We start from the raw sequence: 12,900 nt of genomic DNA, 5'->3' as shown, positions 1-12,900 counted from the left end.
CTTTCGGCAATGCCGTCCTGCAGGTTGTTCGCTATCTATCCATTTGTGTGCGTCTGCTCCGCGGGAAGGCCGAAGCTGAAACGTGCCCCCAAGTGAGGCGTCGACTGGAGCTCGATCCAGCTCCCATGCGCTTCTATAACCGAACGGCAAATGGCAAGACCCATGCCGATCCCGGTTTCCTTGGTTGAGAAAAAGCTATCGAAAAGTCGCTCGCGAACATGCGGATCAATCCCTGGTCCACTGTCTTCGACATCCACCATGATGTCGGTGGCACACTGCCGAGTGCGAATACACAAGGTTCTGTTCCAGGCTTGTCCATCCGACATAGCTTGTGCGGCGTTCAGGGCGAGATTGACGATCACCTGCAGAATCTGTGTCTTGTCAGCCTTCACGAGCGGAAGTATGGGCGAAAGTTCGAGGCGCAGGGTGACCTGACGTTTGGCGAAATCGGTGCGCAGCAGTAGGACCGCTTCTTCTATGACTGAATTGATGTCAGTCGGGAGGCGCTCCGACTTCTTGTTGCTGGCCATGGCCCGCATTGTGGTGATGACGTCCGCTGCGCGCTTGCCGTTCTTGGCGATGCGTTCGAGTAGGAGTTTGACCTCCGCGATATCAGGCTCGTCCCTGAACAGCCACCGCAAGCCAGCCTCGGCGCTCGCGACAATAGTTCCAAGCGGCTGATTGACCTCATGCGCGATCGAGGCGGTCATCTCTCCCAGCAGCGAGATACGAGCCGAGCGCGCCAGGTCGCTTTGCAGGCCATCCTTTGCCTGCTCAAGCGATATCCTCTCACGAAGGCTCGAGAAGCTGAGATAGACCTCGTTTGGCGTAGTGTTGCACTCGGCCTGCCAAAGATTGAACGCGACCTGATGCTCGCCCCCACCGGCGATCGTAAGGCTGCCGTCATAGGCTATCGCGGTTTGACCTCGAAAGAGTTGATAGAGACCTTCCGTAAAGTGCTTTAGCGTGTCCTCCGAAAGCACCGACGCGATCGGTGCCATTGCGATCGACGCCGGATCCTTGATTTGAAGCAGAGCGCAAGCACTTGGATTAGCATCCGCTATGAAGCAAGCGTTTCCGAGCGCACAACTGACGCCCTGGTTGAGCTCGAGCCCACCATTGCCTTCGGCCGGCGGAAGGTTTGCGATGACCTCCCGCGCCTCTTTCACCGAAAGGCGGAGGATTCCCATCGGCATCGTGCGAAACAGACTGCCGTCGCCAGTGTAGCCCGATGACGCGTGGATCCTCATTGTTGCAAGAAACCAAGCAGGTCTTGATTCAGCCTGTCCTTGTGCGTGAACAGCAGACCGTGTGGAGCGCCTTTATAGATCTTGAGCTCGGCCTCGGGCATAAGCTGAATAGCCTGTTCGGCGGTGGCCTTGAACGGGACGAACGCGTCGTCTTCGCCATGGATGATCAGCACCGGAACATCGAACCGCTCGATGTCCCCGCGATAGTCTGTGGTAGCGCAGGCGGTGATAGCGTCATGTGCCGCCTTCAGGGAGCCCTGCATGGCAATTTGGTGCAATTGGATCATGCTTCCTTCGGAAACTGTCGAGCCGTCGCGGTCCGCTCCGAAAAATAGCCGGGCAAAGCCGCGCATGAACTCCGCCCGATCTGCCCGCAAGCCGGCACGCACGCCTTCAAAGACCGGCTCCGGAACGCCGCACGGATAGTCGTCGCTCTGAGCGAGCTTCGGGGTAGTCGCTCCAATGAGAACGACACGAGCCACCCGATCGGTGCCATGGCGGCCGATATAGCGCGCGATTTCCCCGCCGCCCATTGCGTAGCCAACCAGCGTGACCTCAGTCAGGTCGAGCGTCCGAATGAGCTCGTCGAGATCGTCGGCGAAGGTATCGTGGTCATAGCCGTGCCAGGGCTGGTCCGATCTGCCGAAGCCACGACGGTCATGGGCGATGACGCGGTAACCGTTCGATGCGAGAAACATCATCTGGTTTTCCCACATATCGCTGCTGAGTGGCCAGCCGTGACTGAAAAAAACCACCGGGCCGGTACCCCAATCCTTGTAGTAAAGACGCGTGTCGTCGCGGACAGTCAAAACTGGCATCCGTCTAACTCCGTTGGAAGAACTGAGGTTTTTTTGAATTATCCGGAAGCTACCACAGCGATTTCAGCCGCACCATAGGTGGAATTTACAAGACGGAGCTATGCGGCAAAGAACAAGCCTTTCGTTCAAAAGCGTGGTTCTTGAAGACAAGTCCAGGAAAACACGCCTTCCCTTGAGCGCGGCCGACAACGAGACGTCTGAGCGTCAGTGCGCCGCCATTGAAAAAATGCATCGAACTGCCCTTTTGGGGACGCTTTCTGGGCGCAGAACGGATTTCGCAATCGTATCAAGATTTCGGATGACGATGGCTCCCGATTGTTGGGAATACCCTTTCTCATGCCGGAACTGGATAACGAGAATTTCTGTTTTTCTCGTTTACAGTTGTCGATCGTCTCCATTCCAGTATGTTTTTATAGCGGAGCACGGTATTTTCGCCCAAAGGCAAGAGACCGGATGGGAGAGGCAGTTGAACTCTGAACGGCACAGCTTGGGAAACGTAGGGGTCTATTTCAACATCCCAAACGCGGCTGCTCTTGAGGCTGTGCCAGTAGAGCAGGCGGTCTTCCAGGTTACGAAGATAGCGAAGTTACTTGATGAAGGGCAGGTTCAAGACGTCAGAATTCCTGCTTTGAACGCGTATTTTCTCATGATTTACATGAGGGATGCATATCATTGCGATATCAAGAAGGACGGCGTCCGCACCCCGGTTAAACCCTACCTCCAAGGATCGATTTGTCTCGTCGATTTGGTTGATGGCGCTGCGGTGGAACTGCATAGTGATCTCCATGCGCTTGCTTTCGTTCTTCCCAAGGGGCTTTTCCTTGAGGTTGCGCAGATCTCGTCTTTCACTAGGCTGAGCAAACTTATCTGCAAGCGGAGTCATGCCGATGAGGTCCTATCGAATCTGGGGATTGCGTTCGTTCCCCTGTTCGAAGCCAGCAGATCCATCCTCCCCGCGTTGCTGAAGCCGTTGGCGCTCGCGATCTGCGCTCATCTGCTTCACGATTACAGCGACAAATTCATGCACAATGGGGTAGGTGTCAGTTCGCTATCGATCAGGCAGGAAAAGGCGGCAAAAGAGTATATGATTGAAAATCTCGGCCGCGAACTCTCCGTGGCGGAGGTCGCATCTGTCGCCGGACTCTCGCCCAACCACTTCACACAAGAATTTCGCAAGGCAACCGGCACGACGCCTTATCAATGGCTTATGAAGATGCGCGTCGATCGCGCCAAGGATCTTCTTCCTTCCCCGACGCTCTCGCTGAAAGATATCGCGGACGAATGCGGATTCACTGATCAAAGCCATTTTACGAAGGTGTTCGCGCGCGAGACGGGTTCGACCCCTGCAGTTTGGCGAACGGCCAACTGTCAGTAGCGCTTTTGCAAAAAAACTCGGCGTAATTTACCAGAGCTATTCTATAGTCTTCACGCTGGATCGAGCACGCGGGGGCGCTATGATATCGACTTCTGAGATGCATGCCGGTGGGCTACGGCTACCCCGTGCGCTCCGTGATGGAAGCCTCCGGCATTTTGATCACCAGGCTGCACTCCGACCGGTCTGATCTGCCCATCAGTTCTCCGAACGAGGAGCAGGATGCCTTCGCGGTCATTTTCCAGATGATCGACTTCAATAGGCATCGACTGTGGAGGAGAAATCAACTCGTGTATGAGGGCGATCATCCGCAGGCAAAACTAGGAATGATTGATCTGCGCGAGCGCTGGCAGAGCCATCGCCTTTCGCCGTTCGATAGCGTTCATTTCCAAATTCCGTTCGAGGCACTTCGATCATTTGCTCTGGACGCCGGAAGATCGGGGTTTTCGACGCTTCATTTCGTTCCCGGGCTAAGGGACGAAGTGGTCTTCGGGTTGTCGATGGCATTACTGCCGACCCTTTGAGAACGGCCGCCGCGCGAACACGTTGTTCGTCGAGCAAGTCATATTGGCGCTTTTGACCCATCTCGTGCAGACGTATGGAAGCGTGAGTTTACCGGCCAGAAAGAAAGGCTATCTTGCGCCTTGGCAGGAGAAGCGCGCGACTGAATTCTTGGCAGCTCACATCAACAGGAGTTTTTCATTGGCGGAACTTGCCAGCGCTTGTTCGCTCTCCAAAAGTTACTTCACGCGAGCGTTCAAAGAAACGTGCGGCAAAACTCCATATCGCTGGCTTCTTGAATACCGCGTCACGCGGGCGAAGGACCTGTTGCTCACCGATACGCCGATAGCGGACATTGCTAAAGCATGCGGCTTTGCGGACCAAAGTCATATGACGCGTGTTTTCTCTGAAATCATCGGCGAAGCACCGGGAGGCTGGCGTCGGCGCAACCGTTTTGAGTAGCGGCTTGGTGTCAATCAGCGGCAGCTCAAGCCATTCGACAGGAGGGGGAAAATAGTTTGCGTGTCCACTCGAGGACGCGCTCACTATCTGGATCGCGAAAGGCCGTCGGTTTCTACAATCCGAACTCAGGCGGCTGTTTGCTGCGTTGCACTTTGGACCTATAGATTTAGCAGGAGTGCCGGGTTATACCTTTCGTGGCGAACGCGATCCATCTGTTTCCGCTGAAACCGAGAGGCACGGCCTATGGCAATGGAAGGTCTGGGCACTGGTGTCCAACATAGAAGAGACTCTTTCGGCTGTGCGGTAGACGGGCTCGACGAGGATTGGCAGCTCGCCGCCGGCACCATGACATTTTTCAGAAAGGCAGCGAAAACGGCGCCAGGGAGGGTGACCACGCCCGCAAGCACCGATGGCTATCTGATCGGTCTTTCTGCGCAGGGCGGGCATCGGCGGAGAATTTTCGACGGCCATCGGTCGACGGTCCACGATTTCGGAGCTGACCACGTCTACGTTCGGGATTTACGCGAGCCTTACAAGGCTGATCTGAGCGGTTCCTTCGATTTCATTCTGGCCGAAGTTTCGACTGACGATCTCGCGGAGATCGCAGCAGAGTCGGACTTGGGAGATGTATCCGCGCTGGCGATTACTACCGCGCGTCCCGACGCTCTATTGGCCGGAATGTTGCGTGCACTGCTCGGTTCCAGCGCGAGGCAGCAAAGCAATAGTCTTTTCGTCGATCAACTGTCGACGGCAATAGGTGTCCATTTGGTGCATGCCTACGGCAACGGAAGGCTACAGGAGACAGATCGGCGTCTCGCTCTCACCAGCAAGCAAGAAAAACTTGCAAAGGAACTTCTTCAGAGCCGGATAGCAGAAGACGTTTCGATAGCGGAGATCGCTCTTCTCTGCGGATTGCCGAGATTCACCTTCATTCGCGCCTTCCGCGAGACGATAGGTGTGACGCCATACGAATGGCTTCGGCAAGCCCGCATCGAGCGCGCCTGTATTTTGCTCCGAAATGGAGAGTTCTCGCTTGCGGACATCGCCGCAGCCTGTGGATATTCGAACGTCCTCAATTTTGTCGGTGCCTTTAAAGCGGCAACGACAGTTACACCTGATGCTTGGCGCATTTCAACAAGCGCAAGGTCATCATTCTCTTAATTTGGCAAGCGAGGTTTACCTGACCGACGTGTCGGGCGCTGACGGTGAGCGTTCATGCGGCCTTCATGGATAGATTGCTGAGGCGCTGAAGCGATTAGGACGACTTGAGACTCATATCGAAATCCGGAAGCCGGGCAGGGCGGTTCCAACCTCCTTGGCTTCTATCCTGCGGCAAGCATACCCTTCAACGGTACGACGACATACTCGCCATGCTGATGGGTTTGGCTGGTGCAGGCCATCGGCCTCCTGCACAATTCGTCAGGCCACCGGCGTTTGCCGTTCGGTCGTATCAGTATTTCAGGCTGCAGGACCCGCCTGAATCCATTCTGCTCAATTCGTTCTTCCTAGATGATCTGGCAGCGGCACATGCTTTTGTGGCTTCCGGCAAGGCGACGCCCAACCTCAAACGCTATCTGGGCGTCCTTAAGCCAGGCAACTTAACCGCTTCCGCGATCACCTCAACGACCTGTTCGGCACGCCGGACACACCGGCGATCCCGAACGGGGCGGATGATCGCTCCTGGCGGATCACGACGAGGCAGTTCCGGCGGACGATCGCCTGGCACATTGGCAATCGCCCCTTCGGCACGGTCGCCGGCATGATCCAGTACAAGCATGCCTCCGTCGCCGCGTTCGAAGGCTATGCCGGCTCCAGCCGTTCAGGTTTTCGGGCGGAAGTCGAGAACCAGCGTAGTCTCGGCCAGCTCGACAACCTGCTGACCTATTTCGATGAGCGCCAGGCCGGCGCTACGCTATCCGGACCCGCAGCGACGCGTATAGCGAAGACGCTCGACAGCATATTGGACAATCTCGACCCGCTTCCGGCCATGATCGCTGATCGTGGCCGGCTCCGTGCCATGCTCGCCAGCCTCGCGCGGACATTGCATGTCGGCGTGCTCGCCGATTGCTTCTTCGATCCCGGCACGGCCGCCTGCCTGAAGCGGGCTACCGGAGCCACGGGTCCACTAACCACGCTTTGCCAGCCGACTCTTTGTCCAAATGCCTGCATTACCGCGAGACATCGGCCCGCATGGGCCCGTGCCGCAGAGGAGGCCGCAAATCTGTTGAAGGAGAAGCGACTGTCCCAACTTCAACGGAGTATCCTCCAGCAGAACCTTGAGCGAGCGAGGACGGTCCTGAACGGCATAGACAAGGATCGATCCGCACCCGGCTCCTGAGGCGAGCGCGCCGTGCTCCTGCCCCAGTGGCCACCCGGCGTGATCGGAGCGCGCGATGCCCGGCGCAACCGCGCAACGGCTGGTCGCCGTCCTCCGCTTACGCTTCGGCTCTGCGAGTGCGCGGCCGCACCTGAGGCATCGCTATCCGCTGCTCCGACGCCGGGACAGGCCCCGGCGGAGAAGGAGCAATAATCATGACAAGACCAAAAATCAGGAACAGCCGCCCGAACGGACTGCCGGAGAGGAAGAGGAAGGCTGGAGCCCGGCGGTCGGTTGAAGGGGCGAGAGAGGCTCGCGCCGCCGATCGCGGAGATTCCCCAATGTCGAACACCACGTCATCTGTCCAGCGCGCCGACGTCTATTCCCGCGTCACGGCCGAGATCATCGCCGCGATCGAGCAAGGAGCCGGCGAATGGCGTGCGCCCTGGTTCCACAACGGGTCCAGCATCGCGCGTCCGACCAACGTCTCATCCAGCAAGCGGTATCGCGGCATAAACACGCTGGCGCTCTGGGCCGCGGGCTTTGCCGCCGGATATGGCGACGGCCTCTGGGGCACGTATAAGCAATGGCAGGATGCCGGCGCGCAGGTGCGTGAAGGAGAACGCTCCACCACAGTGGTATTGTGGAGGGAGGTTCAGGTTTCCCCGCAGGCCGACAACGAAGACGAGGATGATGGGCATCTGCGGATGTTCGCACGCGCATTTTCCGTCTTCAACGTCGCGCAGGTTGATGGCTACGAACGCCCAGTAACTCCGGTGCTGCCCGAGGCCGAGCGTCTCGCTCATGCAGAAGCGTTCATCACGAACCTGGGCGTCAAGAGTGAGTTCGGTGGATCGGAAGCCTATTACCGCCCGTCGGCGGATACCGTATTTATGCCGCCGTCCACTTCGTTTCGCGACGCCGCGTCATTTTACGGGGTGTGGCTCCATGAATGCGGGCACGCCAGCGGCTCCAAGCACAGGCTCGACCGCGATCTTTCCGGCCGCTTCGGATCGGCTGCTTATGCCGCTGAAGAATGCTGCGTAGAGATTCTCAGCGGGCTTGTTCTGGCGGATCTGGGCATCGCCCATCATCCGCGTCCCGAGCATGCTGCTTATGTCGCCTCGTAGCTCAAGGTCCTGAAGGACGACCCGAAGGCCATCTTTACCGCCGCCAGTAAGGCCCAGCGGGCAGCTGACTGGATGCACGCACAGCAACCCCAAGCCCAGCAGGCGGCGGCTTGATCACTATCACGCAAATATGGAGCTGCAGGGAGTTCAGTTGATTTGTTACGACTGTTACATTATAATTGAACAATGACCTCCTCATCCTGGCTTCTCATGACCTACAAGGTCCCGTCGGAACCCGCCGCCAAGCGCATTGCGCTGTGGCGCCGTCTCAAAGGCTTGGGCGCGGTCTATCTGCAGAACGGCGTTTGTCTGCTGCCGAAGACCGACGATCATATCCGCCGCCTAAAGATCTTGGAGAATGACGTCTCCGAGATGGGCGGCGAGTCAGTCATTCTCGAGACGGTAGCGCTCGATCGCGCACAGGAAGACAAGGTCGTCAGCCGGTTTAGCGCTGACCGCGACGAACAGTACCGCGAGTTTCTCGGACGCTGTGCGGATTTCGAGAAAGAGATCGCTAAGGAGATTGCGATCAATAAATTCACCTATGCCGAGCTTGAAGAAGAAGACACCGATCTGAAGAAGCTCCAGGGCTGGCTGGAGAAGATCCGCAAGCTCGACTTCTATGGCGCCCCGCTTGCCGAAGAGGCGATCGCACGTCTGGGCGTTTGCGAGGAACTCCTCGACAGCTATGCCCAACGTGTTTTCGACGCCCACGACGAGAACCGATGACATGGCTGAGCAGGACGCAATAGCAGCACCGGTGATCTCTGCGACACCTCGCCGTATCCCGGCGGCCATCTGGGCGCTCGGCCTCGTCTCGATGTTGATGGACATCTCTTCCGAGATGATCCATGCGCTCCTACCGGTATACATGGTCTCGGTGCTTGGCACCTCCACCTTCGCGGTCGGCATTATCGAAGGTATTGCTGAGGCAACGGCTTCGATAACCAAGGTGTTCTCGGGGGCTTTGAGTGATTGGCTCGGTAGACGCAAATTTCTCGCAGCGCTCGGTTACGGCCTCGCCGCGATCACCAAGCCAATCTTTCCGCTTGCCTCTTCTCTCGACTGGCTTATCGCGGCGCGATTTGTCGACCGCGTCGGCAAGGGGATCCGCGGTGCGCCGCGGGATGCGCTTGTTGCCGATATCGCTCCCCCTGAGCTGCGTGGGGCGAGCTTCGGCCTACGCCAGTCGCTTGACACCGTCGGTGCATTTATCGGTCCCCTCCTGGCAATCGGTCTCATGTGGTTCACCGCCGATCATTTCCAGGCGGTGTTCTGGATTGCGGTCCTTCCTGCCCTCCTGTCTGTCAGCGTGCTGCTGTTCATGGTCAAGGAGCCCGAGCGACCGCAGGACCTCCGCCGCGTTCGCATGCCGCTACACAGGGATGAACTGCGCCGCCTCGGCAAATCGTACTGGTGGGTCGTTGCTGTCGCTGCAGTCTTTACACTCGCCCGTTTCAGTGAGGCGTTTCTCATCCTGAAGGCACAGTCGATCGGCGTGCCGATAGCCTTGGTGCCGCTTGCACTGGTCCTTATGAGCCTGGCCTATTCCCTCTCGGCTTATCCCGCCGGCATCCTTTCAGACAAGGCGGATCGGTTCACCATTCTTGTTATCGGTTTGTCGCTGCTTGTTGGCGCCGACCTCGTACTCGCGTTCGCGCAAGGTATCGTCGGCGCTGGACTAGGCGTCGTTCTGTGGGGCCTGCATATGGGGTTCACGCAAGGGCTGCTGGCAAAGCTGATTGCCGATACGTCGCCTGCGGAATTGCGCGGCACAGCCTTTGGCATGTTCAATCTGATCACCGGGGTAGCGCTGCTGCTTGCCAGTGTCATCGCGGGCGCGCTTTGGGACGTCACAGGGCCACGAGGAACATTCCTCGCCGGCGCAGGATTCGCAGCGCTCACTATCGTGGGGTTCGCGGCCGTCCGCGCCCGGCTCCCCACGCACACCAACGCCTGACCGGAAGGCACCAAATAGATCGAGCTGATCTCGCAGCAAGGATAAGGAACCGCAAATGTACGATTTAGATGCCTTCCTCACACACGCCATCAACAGCCTTGCCGGGACCAACACCGCCATCGATTTTCTGATGATCTGGGTTTCGGCAATCGGCGTTCCGCTTTTGGTCCTGGCAGTCGCCGGGCAATGGTGGCGCCAAGGCGACAGGGATCACACACGCCATGTGCTCGTCGCCTCTGGGCTTTCCTTTCTACTCGGTCTCGCCATCAACCAGTTGATCCTGTTGCTGGTTCATCGGATCCGGCCCTATGACGCGGGCATCAGCCATCTCCTGATTGCCCCAAGCGCCGATCCCTCCTTCCCCTCCGATCATGCAACCGCAACATTCGCGATCGCGGCTGCATTTCTGATGCACGGAATGCGCCGTCTCGGGCTCTGGTTTCTTGCCGCTGCCCTCGTGGTCACCATCTCCCGAGTCTATATCGGTACACATTATGTGAGCGACGTCCTTGGAGGAGCATTGACCGGCATTATTGCAGCGATCGCCGTCCGGGCCCTTTATTGGGAGGGAACCCGAGTGGACCGGCTGATTGCGAGGATCTTGTAGAGGCCCGTTCGGAATGGTGGCGTCGTTCTTTTCTGCCGTTACCGAATTTATTGCGGCGCATCCGCATTTTGCCTACGCCGCGGTGCTCCTGCTCGCCCTGTCGGAATCCGCCCCGGTGATCGGGGCGGTCGTGCCAGGCACCGCCGTGATACTTGCGATCAGCGCTCTCGTTCCAACCGGCGCGGTAACCCTTTGGCCGCTACTCGGCGCTGCGGTCGTCGGCGCCATCCTCGGCGACGGTCTCTCATTCTGGATTGGTCATCGCTACAACCAAAAAATCCTCGAAAGCTGGCCGATCAACCGCCATCCCGATCTTGTCACTCGGAGCGAAGCCTTTTTTGCACGTCATGGCGACAAGAGCGTCTTCATTGCCCGCTTCGTACCGGGCGTGCGCGCTTTCATTCCGTTGATCGCGGGTGCTCTTCGAATGCGCGTGTCACGCTTTTACGTGGCCAACATCCTCTCCGCACTAGTCTGGGCGCCGTCTCACATTCTGCCTGCAGTCCTGGTCGGGAGCGTGTTCAAACAGTTCGGCGCGGCGGCTGAGCCGCTTGCCATCCTGGTAGTCATCCTCATTCTGACGATATGGGCCGCAATCCACGCGGTTCGTTTGTCGTTGCGTTATGGTATTCCGCTCGCTTTGTTGGCAACGCAGAGGCTGCACATCTGGGCGGCTAGCCGCGATTCCCGCTTCAGCCGGATCGTTCTTGATCTTCTCGATCCCGCACGACCGGACATGCGCTTCCTTGCTCTTCTGGCCGTCGTGCTGATCGGCTCTGCGTGGCTCTTCTTCGGCATCCTGGAAGACGTCGTCAGCGGCGATCCTTTGGTCAGGGCCGATGCAGCGATCTACAACGCTCTCCAGGATCTGCGCACGGGACCCGGCGATGCCCTGATGATCGCGATCACCGAACTGGGCGACACCGTTGTCGTCGCGGCTGTGACAGCAGCCGTTTTCCTCTGGCTCGCCTGGAAACGAACCTGGCGGACCGCCGCATTCTGGTTGCTTGCAGTCGCTGGCGCGTCGGCGATCAACACGGCGATCAAGGTAGCGCTCCATCGCACGCGTCCTGCGGAGTTGCTTTACAGCGGCTCAAGTGCGTTCTCCTTTCCAAGCGGCCACAGTACGACCAACACCGTCCTTTACGGCTTCCTCGCCTTCCTGATTGCGCTCGGGTTGCGCCCGGCTTGGCGTCTTTCCGCCGCGTTCACGGCCACGTTCGTTGTGCTGCTGATCGCGTTTTCGCGCGTCTATCTGGGAGCCCACTGGTTCTCCGATGTGACCGGGGGGTTGGCTTTCGGAACCGCATGGATCGCTGTGCTCGGTTTCACATACCTGCGCAAGCCGGCTGAGCCTTACAGCCCGGTTGGACTTGCGATTGTCAGCATCACGGCGCTCGCCCTGACGGGGAGCCTGAACGTCTATCGGCATCATTCCTCCGATACCACACGCTACGCTTTCAAGCCGGTCGTAGAGACTATGACGTCAAGCAACTGGTGGACGAACGGTTGGGAAAGCCTTCCATCTCATCGCATCGACATGTTTGGCGAGATTGAGGAACCAATGACGGTTCAGTGGGCTGGCAGCCTGTCGGTAATCCAGCAGGACTTGCAAAATAAAGGTTGGCGCACGCCCGCGCCGTGGACCGCGACAAACGCGCTCGGCTGGCTTACGGCCAAGGCCGCTCCGGTCGAATTGCCGGTGGTCCCGCGTCTGGCCAGTGGCAGGCTCCCGACCCTTACACTTGTGTTGGCAAACGACAAAATGCCGGAGACGTCACGCTTCGTTCTGCGGCTGTGGGCAAGTGACCTCGAATTGTCAGATACGAACTCATCCGAGGTCTGGATCGGCTCAGTGGTCGACGAGCATTTCGCTCGACCAATTTCTCTCATTACCATCTCCGAAACACGATCGAACGTGAATGAGTCACGTGACCTGCTTCTCGGCGCTTCTCAGCCGGAGCGGCTCGTCGCGAGATCCGGTTCTGCGGAAAATGCCGACTGGGATGGTCGTATTTTGCTACTGAATGATGGTTCGCGGTAATCGCGCGACGCCAAAATAACTTGCAGGAGCAACCGACTTCGCCGTCTGAGACAGGTTGACTGTCAGGATATATTGCCGAACTTGGCGCGGCCTTTCTTTGCGCCGATTTGGAATTGACGCCGGAGCCCGGTGCGGACCATGCGGCCTATATTCAGGGCTGGCTCAAAGTGCTGAAGGAAGACAAGCGCGCAATCTTCAGCGCCGCCGCCCACGCGCAGCGCGCCGCCGATTTCCTGCATGGTCTGCGGAGCGTTGCGGACACCAAGGAAGGAGCCGCCGCGTAAGCGGCGGTTCCCTTAGTTTCGGTGGGAAATTTCGCGCCCGCCAGAGGCGGGCGCTGGATATATGTGGTTTAAAGATTGGCGAATCAACTCAGTATTATTGAGTGTATTTCGATATTGTCAAACTTGAAATCGGTTTGAGAATCGATAAATATACT

11 protein-coding genes and 2 pseudogenes are annotated in these 12,900 nt (G+C 58.2%); 11 read left to right on the top strand and 2 right to left on the bottom strand.

Annotated elements, in window-relative coordinates:
• Nucleotides 1–35 precede the first annotated feature (35 nt).
• On the bottom strand, nucleotides 36–1,001 hold the full coding sequence (locus HGP12_RS14990) for a sensor histidine kinase (RefSeq protein ID WP_168841777.1): 966 nt from the start codon (nucleotides 999–1,001) through the stop codon (nucleotides 36–38).
• Nucleotides 1,002–1,246: 245 nt separating this feature from the next.
• A complete protein-coding gene (locus HGP12_RS14985) occupies nucleotides 1,247–2,068 on the bottom strand; it encodes an alpha/beta fold hydrolase (protein ID WP_168841778.1) in 822 nt (273 codons plus the stop codon).
• 466 nt (nucleotides 2,069–2,534) lie between these two features.
• On the opposite strand from HGP12_RS14985, the gene HGP12_RS14980 reads away from it, so the two are divergent.
• The 11 genes and pseudogenes from HGP12_RS14980 to HGP12_RS14935 all read left to right on the top strand — a co-directional run.
• A complete protein-coding gene (locus HGP12_RS14980; protein ID WP_168841779.1) occupies nucleotides 2,535–3,443 on the top strand; it encodes a helix-turn-helix domain-containing protein in 909 nt (302 codons plus the stop codon).
• A gap of 101 nt (nucleotides 3,444–3,544) precedes the next feature.
• Nucleotides 3,545–3,964: a hypothetical protein gene (locus HGP12_RS34060; RefSeq protein WP_246703393.1), complete on the top strand. Its 420-nt coding sequence runs from the start codon at nucleotides 3,545–3,547 to the stop codon at nucleotides 3,962–3,964.
• Nucleotides 3,965–4,007: 43 nt separating this feature from the next.
• Nucleotides 4,008–4,403, top strand: a complete 396-nt coding sequence (locus HGP12_RS34055) for a helix-turn-helix domain-containing protein (protein WP_246703392.1) — start codon at nucleotides 4,008–4,010, stop codon at nucleotides 4,401–4,403.
• A 243-nt stretch (nucleotides 4,404–4,646) separates the two neighbouring features.
• The gene (locus HGP12_RS14970) at nucleotides 4,647–5,564 is read left to right on the top strand and encodes an AraC family transcriptional regulator (protein ID WP_168841780.1); all 918 of its coding nucleotides are present in this window, start codon (nucleotides 4,647–4,649) and stop codon (nucleotides 5,562–5,564) included.
• A 598-nt stretch (nucleotides 5,565–6,162) separates the two neighbouring features.
• Nucleotides 6,163–6,741, top strand: coding sequence for a hypothetical protein (locus HGP12_RS14965; protein ID WP_312862893.1), 579 nt, complete (start codon nucleotides 6,163–6,165; stop codon nucleotides 6,739–6,741).
• Nucleotides 6,742–7,061: 320 nt separating this feature from the next.
• Nucleotides 7,062–7,964, top strand: a pseudogene (locus HGP12_RS14960) (ArdC family protein).
• 72 nt (nucleotides 7,965–8,036) lie between these two features.
• Entirely contained in the window at nucleotides 8,037–8,579 is a 543-nt protein-coding gene (locus HGP12_RS14955; RefSeq protein ID WP_168841781.1) for a Chromate resistance protein ChrB, read from the top strand.
• 1 nt (nucleotide 8,580) lies between these two features.
• Nucleotides 8,581–9,810 carry an MFS transporter gene (locus tag HGP12_RS14950; RefSeq protein ID WP_168841782.1) on the top strand — a complete coding sequence of 410 codons (1,230 nt, stop codon included), beginning with the start codon at nucleotides 8,581–8,583 and terminating at the stop codon, nucleotides 9,808–9,810.
• A gap of 55 nt (nucleotides 9,811–9,865) precedes the next feature.
• Nucleotides 9,866–10,417 carry a phosphatase PAP2 family protein gene (locus HGP12_RS14945; RefSeq protein ID WP_168841783.1) on the top strand — a complete coding sequence of 184 codons (552 nt, stop codon included), beginning with the start codon at nucleotides 9,866–9,868 and terminating at the stop codon, nucleotides 10,415–10,417.
• A gap of 13 nt (nucleotides 10,418–10,430) precedes the next feature.
• Entirely contained in the window at nucleotides 10,431–12,461 is a 2,031-nt protein-coding gene (locus tag HGP12_RS14940; protein WP_168841784.1) for a bifunctional DedA family/phosphatase PAP2 family protein, read from the top strand.
• Between the two features lie 71 nt (nucleotides 12,462–12,532).
• Nucleotides 12,533–12,745 (top strand): annotated as a pseudogene (locus tag HGP12_RS14935) (zincin-like metallopeptidase domain-containing protein); the annotation flags it as partial.
• Nucleotides 12,746–12,900: the final 155 nt, after the last annotated feature.

The organism is Rhizobium sp. P28RR-XV (assembly GCF_012641385.1).
GTDB lineage: Bacteria > Pseudomonadota > Alphaproteobacteria > Rhizobiales > Rhizobiaceae > Rhizobium.
Note: the sequence above shows the minus strand (reverse complement) of the source record. Positions and strands in the feature narration are given on the sequence as shown.

Excerpts from the sequence above, each read along its gene's own strand:
- HGP12_RS14990 (WP_168841777.1), bottom strand. The coding sequence starts at position 1,001 with ATGGCACCGATCGCGTCGGTGCTTTCGGAGGACACGCTAAAGCACTTT.
- HGP12_RS14985 (WP_168841778.1), bottom strand. The coding sequence starts at position 2,068 with ATGCCAGTTTTGACTGTCCGCGACGACACGCGTCTTTACTACAAGGAT.
- HGP12_RS34060 (WP_246703393.1), top strand. The coding sequence starts at position 3,545 with ATGCCGGTGGGCTACGGCTACCCCGTGCGCTCCGTGATGGAAGCCTCC.
- HGP12_RS14970 (WP_168841780.1), top strand. The coding sequence starts at position 4,647 with ATGGCAATGGAAGGTCTGGGCACTGGTGTCCAACATAGAAGAGACTCT.
- HGP12_RS14965 (WP_312862893.1), top strand. The coding sequence starts at position 6,163 with ATGATCCAGTACAAGCATGCCTCCGTCGCCGCGTTCGAAGGCTATGCC.
- HGP12_RS14955 (WP_168841781.1), top strand. The coding sequence starts at position 8,037 with ATGACCTCCTCATCCTGGCTTCTCATGACCTACAAGGTCCCGTCGGAA.
- HGP12_RS14950 (WP_168841782.1), top strand. The coding sequence starts at position 8,581 with ATGGCTGAGCAGGACGCAATAGCAGCACCGGTGATCTCTGCGACACCT.
- HGP12_RS14945 (WP_168841783.1), top strand. The coding sequence starts at position 9,866 with ATGTACGATTTAGATGCCTTCCTCACACACGCCATCAACAGCCTTGCC.
- HGP12_RS14940 (WP_168841784.1), top strand. The coding sequence starts at position 10,431 with ATGGTGGCGTCGTTCTTTTCTGCCGTTACCGAATTTATTGCGGCGCAT.